The organism is Variovorax sp. 20P10.2.4, from assembly GCF_058244205.1.
Map to the genome: position 1 here is coordinate 1 of NZ_JBZAYE010000085.1, position 18,523 is coordinate 18,523.

The following is an 18,523-nucleotide window of genomic DNA, read 5'->3' on the forward strand; positions in this document are numbered from 1 at the left end:
CCGTCGCGCGTTCGGCAGGAAGAAAAAAACCGGCATCGCGCCGGTTTTCTTTTTTGGAGGGGCGCCGCCGTGGCGCCTTCGGGCCTTCGGATCAGGCCTGGAGGAACAGGCGGTACGCGGGGTTCGCGGTTTCTTCCACGTAGGGATAGCCCAGCGTCTCGAGGAAGGCATCGAAGGCCTCGCCGTCGCCGGCGGGCACCTGCAGACCGACCAGGATGCGACCGTAATCCGCACCCTGGTTGCGATAGTGGAACAGGCTGATGTTCCAGTTCGGCCGCATCAGGCTCAGGAACTTGAGCAGCGCGCCGGGGCGCTCGGGGAATATGAAGCGCAGCAGGCGCTCGTCGTGCGCGAGGCCGGTGCGCCCGCCCACCAGGTGGCGCAGATGCTCCTTGGCAAGCTCGTCGTGCGTGAGGTCGAGCGCGTCGAAGCCGTGCTCGCCGAAGGCCTTGGCGATGACCGCCGACTCGCCGCGCGTCGAGGTCGTGAGGCCGACGAAGACATGGGCCTGGGCCGCGTCGCTGATGCGGTAGTTGAACTCGGTCACGTTGCGCAATCCGCCGCCCGGCGTGGCCGCGTTCGTGTCGGCGTCGCCGATCGGCATCTGGCCGACCAACTCGCACAGGCGCCGGAAACTGCCGCGCTCCTCGGGGATCGTGACCGCGAACAGCGCTTCGCGCTCCTCGCCGACTTCCGCGCGTTCGGCCACGAAGCGCAGGCGGTCGAAGTTCATGTTCGCGCCGCTGAGGATGGCCGCGTAGGTCTCGCCGTGGCGGCCATGCTGCGCGACGTACTGCTTGATCGCCGCCACTGCCAGCGCGCCCGAGGGCTCGACGATGCTGCGCGTGTCGACGAACACGTCCTTGATCGCGGCGCAGACCGCGTCGGTGTCGACCAGGACGTAGTCGTCGACGAGGTCGCTCGCGACGCGGAAGGTTTCCTCGCCCACCAGCTTGACCGCGGTGCCGTCGGCGAACAGGCCCACGTCGGACAACGTCACGCGCTCGCGCGCCGCGACCGATCGCATCATCGCGTCGGAGTCGTTCATCTGCACGCCGATCACCTTGATCTCGGGACGCACGGCCTTGATGTAGTTGGCCACGCCCGAGATCAGGCCGCCGCCGCCGATCGCGACGAAGACCGCATCGAGCCGGCCCTGGTGCTGCCGCAGGATCTCCATCGCGATCGTGCCCTGGCCGGCGATCACCTCGGGATCGTCGAAGGGATGGACGAAGGTCAGCTTCTGTTCGGCCTGCAGTTCGAGCGCGCGCGTATAGGCATCGGAATAGCTGTCGCCATGCAGCACGACCTCGCCGCCGAAGCCGCGCACCGCATCGATCTTGAGCTTGGGCGTGGTCACGGGCATCACCACCACCGCGCGCGCGCCGAGCTTGCGCGCGCCGAGCGCCACGCCTTGCGCATGGTTGCCCGCCGATGCGCAGATCACTCCGTTCGCGAGTTGCTCGGCGCTCAGGTGCGCCATCTTGTTGTACGCCCCGCGCAACTTGAAGCTGAAGACGGGCTGCTGATCCTCGCGCTTGAGCAGCACGGTGTTGCCCAGACGCTCGCTGAGTGCGCGCGCTTTTTCGAGGGCCGATTCGACCGCCACGTCGTACACGCGGGCGTTGAGAATTTTTCGGAGATAGTCAGCAGGTGTCAGTGCCGACGGAGGTGCATGGCGCACGATTGTTCCTGGGGAGAATTTTGTTAACAACGAATGATAAGAGGCATCGGGATTGCATACGGGAGACGACATGGACACAAATGTCATAACTCTCTTTCCCAACGCGCCTGCCGCCAATGATTCCGGTTTTTTTGGACGCACCTATCCCGCAGTCCAACCGGCCGCCGAAAAGTTCAAAGACGGACAGAATTTGTTATCAATTTCTGTCAGTGATCTTTCCGAAAAGTTGATGCGCGCCGAGGCGGCGCGCGTTCAACGTGGGGAGATCGGACGGCCCACCTGGCAGGTGATGGGCAACAGATTGCGCGCGCATGTCCTTCCATTGCTGGGGGACTTGCCCGCGCAGGCCTTCACCACGCGCGATGCGCAGCGGCTCATCGATCGACTCGGCGACGAGGGCTTCACGAGCACGACGATCGCGCAGTACCTCGTGCTGCTGCGCAAGGTCGTGATGCATGGCGTGCACATCGGCGTGCTGCGCGAAGCGCCGCTGTTTCCGAAGGTGAAGGTGCGCAGCCGGCCGCGCGGCAGCTTCAGCGTGGCCGAGTACCGCGCGCTGATCGCCGCGGCGCGCAGGCTGCGCGGACGGTCGCATCCCGTGCTCGATGCACTGGCGCCCGGCGAACGCTTCTGGATCGCACGCGAACTGCTGGTGATGCCCGACGAGATGCCGTGGCTGATCCGCTGGATGGTCAACACCTTCGTGCGGCCGAGCGACATCAAGCTCATGAAGCACAAGCACATCGAGGTCGTGCGTGCGAAGCATGTCTACCTGCGCATGAACCTGCCGGAGACGAAGCGCCACAGCCAGCCCATCGTGAGCCTGCAGCCCGCGGTGCGCGTCTACGAGCGCCTGGTCGCGCACCGTGCGCGGCACGGCTTCGATGGCGCGGACGACTACATCTTCCTGCCGCAGCTCAAGAACCGCGAGCACGCGCTCGCGGTGCTCAACTTTCTCTTTCACTGGGTGCTCGAGGTCGAGGGCATCGAGAAAGGGCCGCTGGGGCAGGATCGCACGCTCTACTGCCTGCGTCATACCGCCATCACGTTGCGTTTGCTCTATGGCCAGGGCATCGACATGCTGACCCTGGCGCGCAATGCACGCACGAGCGTCAACATGGTCGAGCGCTTCTATGCGTCGGTGCTCAATGGGGAGATGAATGTGGGGCTGCTGCAAAGCAGGCGGGGGCGAACGGTGTGAGAGGACTCTAGAAGCCTGGGCGGCAAGGCGTTCTTGCTTGAAGCCGCTCGTCTCCAATGCTTGAAGCAGGCGCCGAAAGAGGGGCGTCGGAAAGAGCGCCGAGAGAACACGCGGCACATACGACCAAAAAGCCGCCCGGTATGAACCGGGCGGCTTTGGAGCGGAAGGATTCGATCTGGCGAGAGCCAGCATCGGAATCGGCTTCTTTCAGGCTTGCTTAGAACGCGTGGCGGATGCCGATGTCGTAACCCGTGGCGCTCTTGGGTGCGTAGAGCTGGTTGGCGATCGTGCCGTAGCCGGGCGAACCGCCGGTGGTGACGCCCATGATGCCGGCGTTGTTCTGGCCGTTCTTGATGCTGATGCGCGACAGCGTAGCGTACAGAGCCGTACGCTTCGACAGGTTGTGCACGTAGCCCACAGCGAACTGGCTGGCGCGAGCGCTGCCGTCGTTGTAGAAGTTGAACGGAACCAGCGCGTCATCGGGCTTGTACTTGACCTGCGAGTACGAGGCGCGGATCAGGCCAGGACCGACGGGAACCGTTGCACCGATCAGGGTGCCGGTGTACTTGTCCGACAGGCCCTGGGTGTAGATGAACGGCACGCCCAGCAGCGTGAGCGACTGGTTGCGATTGAACGAGTCCTTCACCTGCGACAGTTCACCGAACAGCTTGACGGGGCCGAAGTCGTACGAAACGCCCAGGTTGAAGGTCTTGAGACGATCCTTGCCGGTAGTGGTCAGATCGGTCAGGCTGTCCTTGGTGTCGACGCCGTAGGCGGCGGCAACGTCCAGGGGGCCGTTGGCGTAGCCGAAGCGACCACCGACGTAGCGACCCTTCTTGCTCGGGCTGCCATCGAGTTCATTGGACTTCGGGTTTTCATGCAGCGCGTACTGGATCTGGCCGTAGAAGCCGCCGAGGTTCGGGGGCAGGAAATAGCCGATCGAGTTGCTGGCGCGGACGTAGTTGTCGTTGTCTGCTGCGTTGCTCGGGGTGACGCCGTGCGTCTTGGTCAGACCGGCGCTCACGCGATTGATCATGTTGGTGCCGACGCCATTGGTGCCGAACGGGTCGAACACGGTGTCGTTCCAAAACGTGGCGGTGTAGTCGCGGCCCAGACGGACTTCACCAAAGCCACCCGACAGGCTCACGGTGGAGCGGCGTGCGAAAGATGCAATGCCGGTCTTGCCGTCGTCGTTGGAGATCGGAGCCTCGAGCCAGAAGCTGGCCGCCAGGCCGCCACCGAGGTCTTCCGTGCCGCGGAAGCCGATGCGACTGGAGTTGTAGCCCGAGTTCGACAGCGCGGTCTGGCTGCGCTTGAGCGAGCCGGGGACGAGCGGGATAGCGAAGGGGTCGACGGCGTACAGATTGCTCTTCGTCGAATAGTTGCTGACTGCGGCATCGACCACACCGAACAACGTGACGGAAGACTGGGCCGAGGCAACACCGGCAACAGCCAGGGCAGCCAGAGCAGCTGCCCTTCGAGGCGGTTGGCTAGAGTGGCCCGCGCCTCGGATGACTAGAGTGGGGGAGCCGCCAAGAAAAAAGCCCCAAGCCTTGCGGCTCGGGGCTAAATCCACCAATTGGAAGGGTGGAGGAGACAACTTGCACGCACCGGGGTGCGCAATGAAATAAAGTATATCGGTTGTTTGTTGCGATGCAACAAGCGAGTGATGCTTTTCCCACACAGATAACGATGTCGGGTGTGATTTTTGCCAGACATCCGGAACCGGAGTTCAGAAAAAGATGGAATGCACTGTAAGTTGGACCGGAAATGCGGGTGCGCGCTCGTCCATGGGATTCGTGGCCGAGACGGGCAGCGGCCACGTCCTGATGATGGACGGTGCGCCCGACGCGGCGAAACCCGAGAACGGCGGCCAGAACCTGGCGGCCCGCCCCATGGAAACGGTGCTGGCCGGCACCGGCGGCTGCACGGCCTACGACGTGGTGCTGATCCTCAAGCGCGGCCGCCACCAGGTCGAGCGCTGCAGCGTCAAGCTGACCAGCGAGCGGGCCGAGAAGGATCCCAAGGTGTTCACCAAGATCCACATGCACTTCACGGTGGCCGGCAAGGGAATTCCGGCCTCCGCGGTGGAGCGAGCGATTGCTCTCAGCCACGAGACCTACTGCTCCGCCAGCATCATGCTGGCCAAGACCGCCGAGATCACGACCAGCTTCGACCTGATCGAAGCCTGATCCTTTCCGGGGTCAGATCCGGTGCGCCACGGTCGTCATCACCCCTGAGGCGACGCGCATCAGGGCCTTGGCGGGCGGCGGCAGCTCCGCGGCACCCGCCGCCACGGCATTCTCGGCATGCCGGGCCTCGTCGGCCTTCATCTGTTCGACCACGGCGCGCGAGGCGCTGTCCGCTGCCGGCAGCCGGTCCAGGTGACTGTCGAGGTGTGCTTCGACCTGGCGCTCGGTTTCCGCCACGAAGCCCAGGCTTAGCGGGTCGCCGAGCCGTCCGGCGACCAGTCCCAGGCCGAAGGCACCCGCGTACCAGAGCGGATTGAGTACCGAAGGCCGCGCGCCGAGCGCGTCCAGGCGCTCGCGCGTCCAGGCCAGGTGGTCCGTTTCCTCGTGTGCCGCTTCGAGCAACTGCGCGCGCAGCACGGGGTCGCGCGCCACGGCGGCCTGCGCCGTATAGAGCGCTTGCGCGCAGACTTCCCCGACATGGTTGACGCGCATCAGCGCGCCGGCTTCCCGTCGCTCCACGTCGCTCAATTCCCCCGGCGCCTGGCTCGGGACGGGGGTGGCGCGGGTGGCATGCGGACGGGCGAAGAGCGTCCGGAGCGCGGAATCGGCGGCGGTCAGCAGGGGGTCGAGCGAAGTCGTCATGAAGGGATTGGAACGCAACTTGCCAAAGCACCGATCCTGGTGAGTTTGTTTCATATCGTGAGATCAAAAGACCCTAAGCCCTCTGTTGCATCACTGCAACGAAACGCGGCGGGGGTAGGAGATTTCGGCTGAATTGTTTTGCCCTGCCGCAGCGGCTCTGGTGCAATAGCGACAACTTCCCAAAAGGAGGTTGGCCCGGGGTCCGGTGGGAGCACAGAAGTGCCAGTCACGGTGAGCCCTTCGCGCCGGAGCCCTATGTTTAACCTTGGAGAAACTTGCAATGAAAAAATCTCTAGTTGCTCTGGCTGCCCTGGCTGTTGCCGGTGTTGCCTCGGCTCAATCGTCCGTGACGCTGTTCGGCGTGGTTGACGCTGCAGTCAGCGGCTATTCGACCAAGAGCAATCTGATCGTCGCCAACCCGTTCGCGATCCCCCCGTTCGGCGTTCCCGGCTCGCTGAAGCGCAGCCAGACCGCCCTGTCGAACTCGGGCTACAACTCCAGCCGCATCGGCTTCCGTGGTACGGAAGACCTCGGTGGTGGCCTGGCAGCCAGCTTCTGGCTCGAAGCCCCGATCACGAACGACGACGGCAAGGGTGGTATCTCCAACTTCGCTCGCCGCTCGACCGTGAGCCTGTCGGGTGGTTTCGGTGAAATTCGTCTGGGTCGTGACTACACCGCCACGTTCTGGAACGACACCGTGTTCGACCCCTTCGGCACCAACGGCGTGGGCTCCAGCGCGATCTTCCGTACCAACGTGAACCTGGCTTCGGTCCACGGTGGCGCACCGAACGGTGCAGCCGGCTCGGACAGCTATGTCCGTACCAGCAACGCGATCGCCTACTTCCTGCCCCCGAACCTGGGCGGTTTCTACGGTCAGTTCCAGTACGCTCTGCATGAGAACGTCAAGTCGGACGAAGTCCTGAACAGCCCGAGCAAGCGCGGTCGTTACGTCGGCGGCCGCTTCGGCTACGCCAACGGTCCCCTGGACGTCGCTGCCGCCTACGGCATCGACACCAAGGACGGCGCTCCTCTGCCTGGCCTGGCTTCGGGCTACTCGAAGGACGAGCTGAAGACCTTCAACCTGGGCGCTTCGTACGACTTCGGTCCGGTCAAGCTGTTCGGCGAAATCTCGCAAGTCAAGGATGCGTATGACCGCAACCAGTCGCTGACGCTGCTGGGCCTGCCGTTCATCTACACCCAAGGCCTGTCGGACAAGTACAACGGCGTTCTGCTCGGCGCGACGGTTCCCGTCGGTCCTGGCCTGATCCGCGCTTCGTACTCGCAAGTCAAGTTCAAGCCTGACAGCGCTCTGGTTCCGCTGAACTTCTACAACGACGGCAGCGCTCGCGCCAGCCAGTTCGCTGTGGGCTACGTGCACAACCTGTCGAAGCGTACGGCTCTGTACGCTACGCTGTCGCGCATCAGCATCAAGAACGGTCAGAACAACAGCATCATGGGCATCACCACCGGTGGCTCGCCTGGCTACGGCACGATCGCTGGCCAAACGTACGCTCCGAAGAGCGCTACCGGCTACGACTTCGGTATCCGTCACGCTTTCTAATTTGACGCTGGCGCAAGCCAGCTTCGAATCGAAAGATCAAGAAGCCGCTCGACGCAAGTCGAGCGGCTTTTTTTCATGGGCTTTCGATCCGCATCGGGTCCGTCGAGTTACCCTCGCGCCGCTCTCGAAAGAGTACACGCACCAAGCGCGTGCACCCCGGGGGAACCCCCGTGCGGGCACGCAGTTTGCACTGCTAGCATGCCTGCTCTTTTTCAGAACTGAATGATTGCCTTCGTACTGCGCCGCCTGATCCAGGCCGTGATCGTGATGGTCGCGGTCGCGTTCATTGCCTTCCTTCTCTTCCAATACGTGGGTGACCCGGTCGTGTTCTTGCTGGGCCAGGACGCCCGGCCCGAGCAGATCCGCGAAATGCGCTCCGCGCTGGGGCTCGACCGTCCCTTCTTCGTGCAGTTCTGGCATTTCCTGGTGAATGCCGCGCAGGGCGAATTCGGCCTGAGCCTGCGCCAGGGCGCCAAGGTCTCGCGCCTGATCGGCGAACGCTTCCCGGCCACGCTCGAGCTGGCCCTGGTCGCCGCGCTGCTCGCGTTGCTGGTCGGCATCCCGATGGGCGTGTACACCGCGCTGCGCCGCGGCACCTTCATGAGCCAGGTCTTCATGACCGTCTCGCTGCTCGGCGTGTCGCTGCCCACCTTCCTGATCGGCATCCTGCTGATCCTGGTCTTCGCCGTCACGCTGGGCTGGTTCCCGAGCTTCGGCCGCGGCGACACCGTGCAGCTCGGCTGGTGGTCCACCGGCCTGCTCAAGTCCGACGGCTGGATGCACATCGTGCTGCCGGCGATCACGCTCGCGATCTTCCAGCTCACGCTGATCATGCGGCTGGTGCGCGCCGAGATGCTCGAGGTGCTGCGCACCGACTACATCAAGTTCGCGCGCGCACGCGGCCTCTCCAACCGGGCCATCCATTTCGGCCACGCGCTCAAGAACACGCTGGTGCCCGTGATGACCATCACCGGCCTGCAGCTCGGCGGCCTCATCGCCTTCGCGATCATCACCGAGTCGGTGTTCCAGTGGCCCGGGATGGGCCTGCTGTTCATCCAGGCCGTGACTTTCGCCGACATCCCGGTGATGGCCGCCTACCTGTGCCTGATCGCGCTGATCTTCGTCACCATCAACCTCGTCGTGGACCTGCTGTATTTCGTGGTCGATCCGCGGCTGCGCATCGGCAAGGCGGGAGGACACTGACATGAGCGCCACCTCGAAGACGAGCGCAACGCGACCCGCACCCGCGCCGCCTCCCGCGCCCGCCGCGCGCCTGCAGGCCAACGGCCGCGCCTTCGCCCACATCGCGAGCTTCTATCCGGAGATCGAGGCCTTCCGGCGCGACCTGCACGCGCATCCCGAACTCGGCTTCGAGGAGGTCTACACCTCGGGCCGCGTGCGCGAGGCGCTGCGCGCCTGCGGTGTCGACGAGATCCACGAGGGCATCGGCAAGACCGGCCTGGTCGGCGTGATCCGCGGCCGCTCCACCGCCAGCGGCCGCATGATCGGCCTGCGCGCCGACATGGATGCGCTGCCGATGCGCGAGGACAACGACTTCGGCTGGCGCTCCGCCACCGAGGGCCTGATGCACGGCTGCGGCCACGACGGCCACACGGCCATGCTCGTGGGCGCGGCACGCTACCTGGCCGAAACGCGCAACTTCGACGGCACCGCGGTGCTGATCTTCCAGCCCGGCGAGGAAGGCTACGCCGGCGCGCGCGTGATGATCGAGGACGGCCTGTTCGACCGCTTCCCGGTGCAGTCGGTCTATGCCATGCACAACTGGCCCGCGATGCCGGCAGGCACCGTCGGCATCAACCGCGGCGCGATGATGGCCGCGGCCGACCGCATCACGATCGAGATCAAGGGCAAGGGCGGCCATGGCGCGCATGCCTACCTCACGGTCGATCCGGTGATCGCCGCCGCCCACATCATCACGGCCGCCCAGACCATCGTGTCGCGCAACGTGCGACCGATCGACGCCGCCGTCGTCAGCATCTGCGCGATGCAGGCCGGCGACCTCGGCGCGATGAGCGTGGTGCCCGGCGAGGCCACGCTGGTCGGCACCGTGCGCACCTTCAGCGCGCGCGTGCAGGCGCAGGTGGAGCAGCGCCTGGGCGAGCTGTGCACTTCGATCGCCGCGGGCTTCGGTGCCACCGCCAGCATCAAGTACGAGCGCATTTACCCGGCCACCATCAACACCACGCCCGAGGCCATGTTCGCGGCCGACGTGGCCGAGTCGCTGGTCGGCGCCTCCAACGTCGACCGCAACATGGAGCCCAGCATGGGTGCCGAGGACTTCTCCTTCATGCTGCAGAAGAAGGCCGGCGCCTACCTGCGCATCGGCCAGGACGCGCGTCGCGGCGCCTTCCTGCACAACAGCCGCTACGACTTCAACGATGAGATCCTGCCGCTCGGCGCCGCGTTGCACGCCGGCCTGATCGAGCAGGGCATGCCGCTCGCCGCGACCCGCGGCGGGCAGCCCGAGAGAGCTGCCGCCACCGCGGCGCCTTGATTGTTTTGATCCCAACCCGAGGAGTGTTTCCCATGAGTCTCAGAAGAAATGTGGCCGCGGCCGCGGTCGTGTGCGCCCTGGGCGCCGTCAGCATGGTCGCCGGCGCGCAGACCATCCGCATCGCCAACCAGGGCGACGCGCTGTCGCTCGATCCGCACTCGCTCAACGAATCGCTGCAGCTCAGCGTGACGGCGAACGTCTACGAAACCCTCGTGGGCCGCAACAAGGACCTGAGCCTCGCGCCGCTTTTGGCCACCAGCTGGAAACAGACCTCGCCCGACGTCTGGCGCTTCGAGTTGCGCAAGGGCGTGGTGTTCCACGACGGCACGCCGTTCACCGCCGACGACGTGGTGTTCAGCTTCGCGCGCGCGCAGGGCGATGGCTCCGACATGAAGGCCACGCTCAGCGAGATCAAGGCCGTGCGCAAGGTCGGCGAGCTCGCCGTCGAGATCGAGACCAACGGCCCGTTCCCGATCCTGCCCGACGTGATCTCGCTGACGATGATCATGAGCAAGAAGTGGTGCGAGGAGAACCAGGCCACCAAGCCGGTCGACCGCCGCAAGGGCATCGAGAACACCGCCTCGTTCAAGGCCAATGGCACCGGCCCGTTCCGCGTGCGAGAGCGTCAGCCGAACGTGCGCACCGTGTTCACGCGCAACGGCACCTACTGGGGCAAGATCGAAGGCAACGCGCAGGAGATCGTCTTCACGCCGATTGCCAACCCCGCCACCCGCGTGGCCGCGCTGGTCTCCGGCGAGGTCGACGTGATGGAACCGGTGCCCGTGCAGGACATCGCGCGCATCAACGCCGCGCCCAACGCGCGCGTCATCACCGGCCCCGAGCTGCGCACCATCTTCCTGGGCATGGACCAGAAGCGCGACGAGCTGCAGTACTCGAACATCAAGGGCAAGAACCCGTTCAAGGACAAGCGCGTGCGCCAGGCCTTCTACCAGGCCATCGACATCGCCGGCATCCAGCGCACCGTGATGCGCGGCGCCTCGCGGCCCACCGGCCTGCTGGTCGGCCCCGGCATCAACGGCTGGACCGCCGAGCAGGACAAGCGCCTGCCCTTCGACGTCGAGGCCGCCAAGAAGCTGCTGACCGAGGCCGGCTATCCGAACGGCTTCGAGGTCTCGCTCAACTGCCCGAACGACCGCTACGTCAACGACGGCCAGATCTGCCAGAGCGTGGCCGCCAATCTCGCGAAGATCGGCGTCAAGATCAACCTCGTGGCCGAGACCAAGGGCACCTACTTCCCGAAGATCCTGCGCCGCGACACCAGCTTCTACATGCTGGGCTGGACCCCGACCACCTACGACTCGCACAACGCGCTGAGCTCGCTGACCTCCTGCCCCGACGACAAGGGCACGGGCCAGTTCAACCTGGGCGCCTACTGCAATCCCAAGCTCGACGAGGTCACGAAGAAGATCCAGTCCGAGAGCGACAAGGCCAAGCGCAACGAGCTGATCAAGGAAGCCTTCAAGATCCACGCGGACGACGTCGGCACGCTGCCGCTGCACCAGCAGTCGCTGGCCTGGGGCGTGAGCAAGAAGGTCGAGCTGGTGCAACTGGCCGACAACTTCATGTATTTCAAGTGGATGAGCGTCAAGCCCTGATGGGGCTTCCCGCAGCCCCCGTGGCCTGACCCCATGGGCCCGCTTCTTGCGGGCCCATTCCTTTTGCTTCCACGATGAAAAACAACCCCCACGCTCTCCTTGCTGCGCAAGGTCCGCTGCCCCCCGAGGGGGCCGCTTTTCCTCTTGGGGCGGCCCGGCGATGAAAAGAACCATAGCCCGCTGGTTCGACAGCGATGTCGGCTACAGCTTCCGCACCTCGCCGGTGGCGATCGTCGCGGCGCTGATCGCGCTGACCTGCCTGTTCTGCGCGGCCTTCGCCGGCTGGGTGTCGCCGCACAACCCCTTCGATCTCGCGTCGCTCGAACTCGGCGATGCGCGCCTGCCGCCGGCCTGGACCACCGACGGTTCGGCCAAGTACCTGCTGGGCACCGACGACCAGGGCCGCGACATCCTCTCGGCCGTGATCTACGGCGCACGCATCTCGCTGATCGTCGGCGTGGTGTCGGTGGTGCTGTCGGTCTTCGTCGGCGTCGTGCTGGGCCTCTTGGCCGGCTTCTTCGGCGGCTGGCTCGACACCTTCCTCATGCGCCTGTGCGACGTGATGCTCTCGTTCCCGCCGATCCTGGTCGCGCTGCTGATCGCCGGCGTGGGCCGCGCGCTGTTCCCGCATGCCAACGATTCGCTGGCCTTCGGCGTGCTCATCATCTCCATCTCGCTGACCGGCTGGGTGCAGTACGCGCGCACCGTGCGCGGCTCCACGCTGGTGGAGCGCAGCAAGGAGTACGTGCAGGCCGCGCGCGTCACCGGCGTCGCGCCGATCCGCATCATGCTGCGCCACGTGCTGCCCAACGTGCTCGGGCCGGTGATGGTGCTGGCCACGATCCAGGTCGCGACTGCGATCATCACCGAGGCCACGCTGTCCTTCCTCGGCGTCGGCGTGCCGCCGACCTCGCCCTCGCTGGGCACGCTCATCAGCATCGGCAACCAGTACCTGTTCTCGGGCGAATGGTGGATCACCGTGTTCCCCGGCGCGATGCTGGTGCTGATCGCGCTCAGCGTGAACCTGCTGGGCGACTGGCTGCGCGATGCGCTCAACCCGCGGCTGCGCTGAAGAAGCGGGAGACACGCCATGACACTGCTCCAGGTCAAGAACCTCGTCGTCGAATTTCCGAACCGCCGCGGCACGCTGCGCGCGCTCGACGACATCTCCTTCGACATCGCGCCCGGCGAGATCCTCGGCGTGGTCGGCGAATCGGGTGCCGGCAAGTCGCTCACGGGCGCCTCGATCATCGGCCTGCTCGAGCCGCCGGGCCGCGTGGCCGGCGGCCAGATCCTGCTCGAGGGCCAGCGCATCGACAACCTCGGCTTCGACGCCATGCGGCCGATCCGCGGCCGCAAGATCGGCGCGATCTTCCAGGACCCGCTGACCTCGCTGAACCCGCTCTACACGGTGGGCCGGCAGCTCATCGAAACCATCCGCACCCACCTGCCCGTGACCGAATCGGAAGCGCGCAAGCGCGCCATCGGCCTGCTGCAGGACACCGGCATTCCCGCCGCCGAGCAGCGCATCGACCACTTCCCGCACCAGTTCTCGGGCGGCATGCGCCAGCGCGTGGTGATCGCGCTCGCGCTCGCGGCCGAGCCTAAGCTGATCGTGGCCGACGAACCGACCACCGCGCTCGACGTGTCGATCCAGGCGCAGATCATCCAGTTGCTCAAGCGCATCTGCAAGGATCGCGGCGCGGCCGTGATGCTGATCACGCACGACATGGGCGTGATCGCCGAGACCTGCGACCGCGTGGCCGTGATGTATGCGGGCCGCATCGCCGAGATCGGTCCGGTGCACGAGGTGATCCACCAGGCGGCGCATCCCTACACCGCGGGCCTGATGGCGTCCATTCCCGACATGGCGAGCGACCGCGAGCGCCTGAACCAGATCGACGGCGCGATGCCGCGGCTCAATGCGATCCCCAAGGGCTGCGCCTACAACCCGCGCTGCCCGCGCACCTTCGCGCGTTGCCTCGAGGAGCGGCCCGAACTGATGCACGCGGGCGCCACGCGCGCCGCCTGCTGGCTGCACGACGCCACCGATCCGCACACCGGCCAGGCCGAGATCGCGGCGAAGCATCACGACGCGCTCGCGGCCGGCGAACGCGCCACGCCCGAGGCGGCCGAACCGATCGCGGAGGTGACGCGATGAGCGCCGTGATCGAACCCGGCAAGGCCACCGGCGGCGAGCCGCTCGTGGTGGCCCACGACCTCGCGCGCACCTTCGACGTCTCGCCGCCCTGGCTCAACCGCGTGCTCGAGCGCAAGCCGCGCGTGCTGCTGCACGCGGTGGACGGCGTGAGCTTCTCGATCGAGCGCGGCAAGACGCTCGCGCTGGTCGGCGAATCGGGCTGCGGCAAGAGCACGGTCGCGCGCCTGCTCGTGGGCCTGTACGCGCCCACGCGCGGCGGGTTGCAGTTCGACGGCCAGGACGCGCACGCGGCCTTCAAGACCGCCGAGGGCCGCAAGCTGCGTCGCCGCATCCAGATGATCTTCCAGGACCCCTACGCGAGCCTCAACCCGCGCTGGATCGTCGAGGACATCATCGGCGAGCCGCTGCGCGAGCACGGCATCCTCAGCGACAAGGCCCAACTGCGCGAGCGCGTGGGCCAGCTGCTGCAGTCGGTGGGCCTGTCGCCGCTGGACATGAGCAAGTACCCGCACCAGTTCTCGGGCGGCCAGCGCCAGCGCATCTCGATCGCGCGCGCGCTGGCCACGCAGCCCGAGTTCCTGGTCTGCGACGAGCCCACCTCGGCACTCGACGTGAGCGTGCAGGCGCAGGTGCTCAACATCATGAAGGACCTGCAGCGCGAGCAGGGCCTGACCTACCTGTTCATCTCGCACAACCTCGCGGTGGTGCGCCACGTGGCCGACCAGGTGGGCGTGATGTACCTGGGACGGCTGGTGGAGGTGGCGGACAAGCAGAAGCTGTTCGCGACGCCGCAGCACCCGTACACGCGCATGCTGCTCGACGCGATCCCGCAGATGAAGCACACGGGGCGCGCGCGCACGCCGGTGCAGGGCGAGGTGCCGAATCCGCTCAATCCGCCCGCGGGCTGCGCCTTCCATCCGCGCTGCCCGCATGCCAATGCGCGCTGCTCGGCCGAGCGGCCGAAGCTCCAGAGCATCCGCGGCGTGCAGGTGGCCTGCCATGCGGCGGAGGAGGGCCGGATCTGAGGATCGGGTCGGGCGCACGAAGATGTGCGCAAAGGCACAGCCGGGCGCGCCGCATCGCGGCACAGTGGCGCGGCTTCTTCCGCACTGCGCCATGCCCCTTCCGATGACCCCTCTTCCTTCCGACGCCGGCGCGCTGCGCGCGCTCGGCCGCCGCGGCTTCCTCATGGGCTCGGCGCTCGGCGCGACCGCCGTGCTGGGTACGCTGGCCTCGCTCTCGCAGTCGGCGTCGGCCGCCGGCGAGGCGCCCGCGCGGCGCATGCCGGTGATCTTCATCGGCCATGGTTCGCCGATGAATGCGCTGGCCGACAACGCATTCACGCGCCGGCTCGCCGCCTGGGGGCGCGAACTGCCGCGGCCCACGGCCATCCTCAGCGTCTCGGCGCACTGGCTCAGCAGCGGCGCGACCGGCGTCGGCGTGCAGGCCCGGCCCCGGACCATTCACGACTTCGGCGGCTTTCCGCAGGCGCTGCACGACATCGACTACCCGGCGCCCGGCCATCCCGCGCTCGCGCGCGAGGCGGCCGCGGCGGTGAAGCAGTCACCGGTGGTCGCCACCGAGCAATGGGGCCTGGACCACGGCACCTGGACCGTGCTCAAGCATCTCTATCCGAAGGCCGACGTGCCGGTGTTCCAGCTCAGCATCGACTACGACAAGCCCGCGGCCTTCCACTACGCGGTGGGGCGCGACCTCGCCGCGCTGCGCGACAAGGGCGTGCTGGTAATGGGCAGCGGCAACGTGGTGCACAACCTGCGCGCCACCGACCGCGGCACGCCCGACGGCATGGCGGCGAGCCGGCCCTGGGCCCAGTCCTTCGACGATGCGGTGAAGGCCGCGCTGGCCGGCCGCGACGACCGCGCGCTGATCGGCTACGAGCGGCTCGCGGGCGCGTCGACCGCGGTGGCCACGCCCGATCACTACTTTCCGTTTCTCTACGCGCTCGGCGCCGCGGGGGCGGGCGAGCGCGCGAAGACGGTCTACGAGGGCTTCCAGTCGGGCACGCTCGGCATGCGCTGCGTGCAGTTCGGCTGAGTTACTGCTCCTCGCCCCACGAGAACCCGTCGCGCGCGATCATGGCGCTCGATGCGCTCGGGCCCCAGGTGCCGGCCGCGTAGGGACGCGGTCCGCCGTCGCTGGCCCAGCTGTCGATCAGCGGCTCGACCCAGCGCCATGCCTCTTCCTGCTCGTCGCTGCGCACGAACAGGTTGAGCCGGCCGTCGATCACGTCGAGCAGCAGCCGTTCGTAGGCACCCACGCGCTCGGAACCGAAGCGCTTGTCGAAGTCGAGGTCGAGCTGCACCGGCGCGAGCTGCGGCGCGCTGTCCTGGCGGCCGTTGCTGCGGCGGTTGTCCTGTGCCTGCGCGAGCATGTGCAGCTCGAGCCCGTCCTTGGGCTGCAGGTTGATCACGAACTTGTTCGCGCTGCCGGACGGTGCGCGGAAGATCGCGTGCGGCGTCGGGCGGAAGTTGACCTCGATGCGCGCGTCGCGCGAGGCCAGCCGCTTGCCGGTGCGGATGTAGAAGGGCACGCCGGCCCAGCGCCAGTTGGCGATCTCGGTGCGCAGCGCGACGAAGGTCTCGGTGCGGCTCTCGCGGTCGACGCCGGGTTCGTCGCGGTAGCCCGGCACGCGCTCGCCGTAGGCCGTGCCGGCCGTGTACTGGCCGCGCACCGTGTGCAGGCCCAGCGTCTCGGGCGTCCAGGGCTTGAGCGCGCGCAGCACCTTGAGCTTCTCGTCGCGGATCGCGTCGGCGTGCGAGTTGATCGGCGGCTCCATGCCGATGGCGCACAGCAGCTGCAGCGCATGGTTCTGCACCATGTCGCGCAGCGCGCCGGTCTGGTCGTAGAAGGCACCGCGCTTTTCCACGCCCAGGTCCTCGGCGATGGTGATCTGGATGTTGGCGATGTGCTCGCGGCGCCAGATGGGCTCGAACAGCGCGTTGCCGAAGCGCATCGCGAACAGGTTCTGCACCGAGGGCTTGCCGAGGTAGTGGTCGATGCGGAAGACCTGCTTCTCCTCGAGCACCTTGCCCACCGCGGCGTTGATCGCGCGGTTGGAGGCCAGGTCGTGGCCCAGCGGCTTCTCGAGCACGATGCGGGTGCGCGCGCCGTTGAGGCCGGCGGCCGCGATCTGCTCGACCACCTGCGTGAACAGGCCCGGCGCGGTGGCGACATACATCACGACCGTGTCGGCATCGCGCTGCTTGAGCAGGTCGGACAGGCGCGCATAGTCGTCGGGCTTCGACAGGTCCATGCGCAGGTAGTGCAGCATCGAGGCGAACTTCTCGAACTCCTCGGGCGAGGGCCGCTTGGCGCCTTCGACGGCATTGAAGCGCGACTGGATCAGCTCGCGGTACTGGTCATCCGACAGGTTGTCCCGCGCCACGCCGACGATGCGTCCATCCTTCGGCAGGCTCCCGTGCCGAAAGGCCTGGAACAGAGCGGGCATCAGCTTGCGCCATGCGAGATCGCCGGTGCCGCCGAACAGAACGAGATCGAAGCTCATGGGGAACACTTTCCTTGGGTCTGGGGCGAGCAGGCAATGTGCCGGCCCGCCAATCGCGATGGTACTTGTACCGATTCCTCGCACTTGTACTAAAGCTACGCTGAACCCATGGCCGGGAGGCCTTTTTTTATTGAACGAAGCGGAGAACTCCATGAAGAAGCTTTTTGTTGCGGCGGCGCTGCTGGGTGGATCGGCGATGGCATCGGCCCAGGGCACGGTCAACGTGATCTGCTCGGTGCAGGCCGAGTGGTGCAGCGTGATCTCGACCGTGTACGCGCGCACCACCGGCACCCGCATCAACATGGCGCTCAAGGGCTCGGGCGAGGCGCTGGCCCAGCTCATCGCCGAGAAGGACAACCCCAAGACCGATGTCTGGTTCGGCGGCACCGGCGACCCGCACCTGCAGGCGGCCGAGCAGGGCCTGACGCTCGAGTACAGGTCGCCCACGCTGTCGCAACTGCACCCCTGGGCCCAGCAGCAGGCGAAGCAGTCGGGCTACAGGACCGTGGGCATCTACTCGGGCCCGCTGGGCTTCGGCTACAACCCCGAGCTGCTGGCCAAGAAGAAGCTGCCGGTGCCCAGGACCTGGGCCGACCTGCTCAAGCCCGAGTACAAGGGCGACATCCAGGTGGCCAACCCCGCCTCGAGCGGCACGGCCTACACCATGATCGCCACGCTGGTGCAGCTCATGGGCGAGGACAAGGCCTTCGACTACCTCAAGGCGCTGCACAGGAACGTCGGCCAGTACACGCGCTCGGGCACCGGCCCGATCAAGGCCGTGGCGCGCGGCGAGACCGCGGTGTCGATCAGCTTCGTGCACGACGGCCCGGGCGAGAAGATGCAGGGCTTCCCGGTCGAGACCATCACGCCGAGCGACGGCACCGGCGCCGAGATCGGCTCCATGAGCATCATCAAGGGCGCGCGCAACCTCGAGGCCGCGAAGAAGTTCTACGAATGGGCGCTCACGCCGGCCGCGCAGGAGCTCGGCGCCGCCAACAAGCAGTTCCAGCTGCCGAGCAATGCCGCCGCCAAGCTCGATCCGCGCATCCCCGACTTCAAGAAGATCAAGTTCATCGACTACGACTACGCCAAGTACGGCGCCAGCGCCGAGCGCCGCCGCCTGATCGCGCGCTGGGAGAAGGACGTCAACTCGCTGCCGCGTTAAGTGGAAGCGCGTTCCATCGGGGCCTTGCCCCGCGCGGCGGTCCCGCGCAATCCGGCGTCGGAGGCCGCGGCGCGGCGCACCCAGCGCTGGATCCGTGCCTGGGTGCTGCTGGGCTTCGCGGCCTACCTGCTGCTGCCCTGGTATGCGATCCAGGATGCGACCTGGTACGAGGCCGTTCCGCAGGTCTTCGGCAACGCCGAGGGCGCCAACGGCCTGATGCAGGCCGCCACGCAGGGGCGCGTCTGGCTGTTCGTCGGGCT

At 66.8% G+C, this 18,523-nt stretch carries 15 protein-coding genes and 1 pseudogene; 12 read left to right on the forward strand and 4 right to left on the reverse strand.

The window, feature by feature from the left end:
* Positions 1 to 91: 91 nt before the first annotated feature.
* Complete coding sequence (ilvA, locus tag AC27VN_RS11200) at positions 92 to 1,684, reverse strand: threonine ammonia-lyase, biosynthetic (RefSeq protein ID WP_490876586.1); 1,593 nt, start codon at positions 1,682 to 1,684, stop codon at positions 92 to 94.
* A 70-nt stretch (positions 1,685 to 1,754) separates the two neighbouring features.
* Here ilvA and AC27VN_RS11205 point away from each other — a divergent pair, with 70 nt between their 5' ends.
* Positions 1,755 to 2,885, forward strand: coding sequence for a hypothetical protein (locus AC27VN_RS11205; protein ID WP_490876587.1), 1,131 nt, complete (start codon positions 1,755 to 1,757; stop codon positions 2,883 to 2,885).
* Between the two features lie 217 nt (positions 2,886 to 3,102).
* Here the strand turns inward: AC27VN_RS11205 and AC27VN_RS11210 are convergent, their stop codons facing one another.
* Positions 3,103 to 4,398, reverse strand: coding sequence for a porin (locus AC27VN_RS11210; RefSeq protein ID WP_490876592.1), 1,296 nt, complete (start codon positions 4,396 to 4,398; stop codon positions 3,103 to 3,105).
* A 229-nt stretch (positions 4,399 to 4,627) separates the two neighbouring features.
* Between AC27VN_RS11210 and AC27VN_RS11215 the strand changes: the two genes are divergently transcribed.
* Positions 4,628 to 5,077 (forward strand): OsmC family protein, encoded by a 450-nt coding sequence (locus tag AC27VN_RS11215; protein ID WP_057594099.1) that lies wholly within the window; start codon positions 4,628 to 4,630, stop codon positions 5,075 to 5,077.
* A 12-nt stretch (positions 5,078 to 5,089) separates the two neighbouring features.
* Here AC27VN_RS11215 and coq7 read toward each other — a convergent pair whose 3' ends face one another.
* On the reverse strand, positions 5,090 to 5,719 hold the full coding sequence (gene coq7 / locus AC27VN_RS11220; protein ID WP_490876588.1) for a 2-polyprenyl-3-methyl-6-methoxy-1,4-benzoquinone monooxygenase: 630 nt from the start codon (positions 5,717 to 5,719) through the stop codon (positions 5,090 to 5,092).
* Positions 5,720 to 5,999: 280 nt separating this feature from the next.
* Between coq7 and AC27VN_RS11225 the strand changes: the two genes are divergently transcribed.
* From AC27VN_RS11225 to ygiD, 8 genes are all read left to right on the forward strand, one after another.
* The gene (locus tag AC27VN_RS11225; RefSeq protein WP_398498716.1) at positions 6,000 to 7,280 is read left to right on the forward strand and encodes a porin; all 1,281 of its coding nucleotides are present in this window, start codon (positions 6,000 to 6,002) and stop codon (positions 7,278 to 7,280) included.
* 222 nt (positions 7,281 to 7,502) lie between these two features.
* The gene (locus AC27VN_RS11230; RefSeq protein WP_490876589.1) at positions 7,503 to 8,483 is read left to right on the forward strand and encodes an ABC transporter permease; all 981 of its coding nucleotides are present in this window, start codon (positions 7,503 to 7,505) and stop codon (positions 8,481 to 8,483) included.
* A gap of 1 nt (position 8,484) precedes the next feature.
* Positions 8,485 to 9,795 (forward strand): M20 aminoacylase family protein, encoded by a 1,311-nt coding sequence (locus tag AC27VN_RS11235; protein ID WP_256223084.1) that lies wholly within the window; start codon positions 8,485 to 8,487, stop codon positions 9,793 to 9,795.
* Between the two features lie 32 nt (positions 9,796 to 9,827).
* Positions 9,828 to 11,411 (forward strand): ABC transporter substrate-binding protein, encoded by a 1,584-nt coding sequence (locus AC27VN_RS11240; RefSeq protein ID WP_093355484.1) that lies wholly within the window; start codon positions 9,828 to 9,830, stop codon positions 11,409 to 11,411.
* Positions 11,412 to 11,571: 160 nt separating this feature from the next.
* Complete coding sequence (locus AC27VN_RS11245; protein WP_208508448.1) at positions 11,572 to 12,483, forward strand: ABC transporter permease; 912 nt, start codon at positions 11,572 to 11,574, stop codon at positions 12,481 to 12,483.
* Positions 12,484 to 12,501: 18 nt separating this feature from the next.
* Positions 12,502 to 13,572 (forward strand): ABC transporter ATP-binding protein, encoded by a 1,071-nt coding sequence (locus AC27VN_RS11250; RefSeq protein ID WP_209546478.1) that lies wholly within the window; start codon positions 12,502 to 12,504, stop codon positions 13,570 to 13,572.
* Entirely contained in the window at positions 13,569 to 14,597 is a 1,029-nt protein-coding gene (locus AC27VN_RS11255) for an ABC transporter ATP-binding protein (RefSeq protein WP_281077226.1), read from the forward strand. The genes AC27VN_RS11250 and AC27VN_RS11255 overlap by 4 nt, the downstream gene beginning before the upstream one ends.
* Positions 14,598 to 14,700: 103 nt before the next feature.
* Positions 14,701 to 15,627: a 4,5-DOPA-extradiol-dioxygenase gene (ygiD, locus tag AC27VN_RS11260; protein ID WP_490876590.1), complete on the forward strand. Its 927-nt coding sequence runs from the start codon at positions 14,701 to 14,703 to the stop codon at positions 15,625 to 15,627.
* Position 15,628: 1 nt separating this feature from the next.
* Here ygiD and zwf read toward each other — a convergent pair whose 3' ends face one another.
* On the reverse strand, positions 15,629 to 17,098 hold the full coding sequence (gene zwf, locus AC27VN_RS11265) for a glucose-6-phosphate dehydrogenase (RefSeq protein WP_296783216.1): 1,470 nt from the start codon (positions 17,096 to 17,098) through the stop codon (positions 15,629 to 15,631).
* Positions 17,099 to 17,249: 151 nt separating this feature from the next.
* Between zwf and AC27VN_RS11270 the strand changes: the two genes are divergently transcribed.
* A complete protein-coding gene (locus AC27VN_RS11270) occupies positions 17,250 to 18,263 on the forward strand; it encodes an ABC transporter substrate-binding protein (RefSeq protein WP_490876591.1) in 1,014 nt (337 codons plus the stop codon).
* Positions 18,264 to 18,287: 24 nt separating this feature from the next.
* Positions 18,288 to 18,523: pseudogene (locus AC27VN_RS11275) on the forward strand (iron ABC transporter permease); the annotation flags it as partial.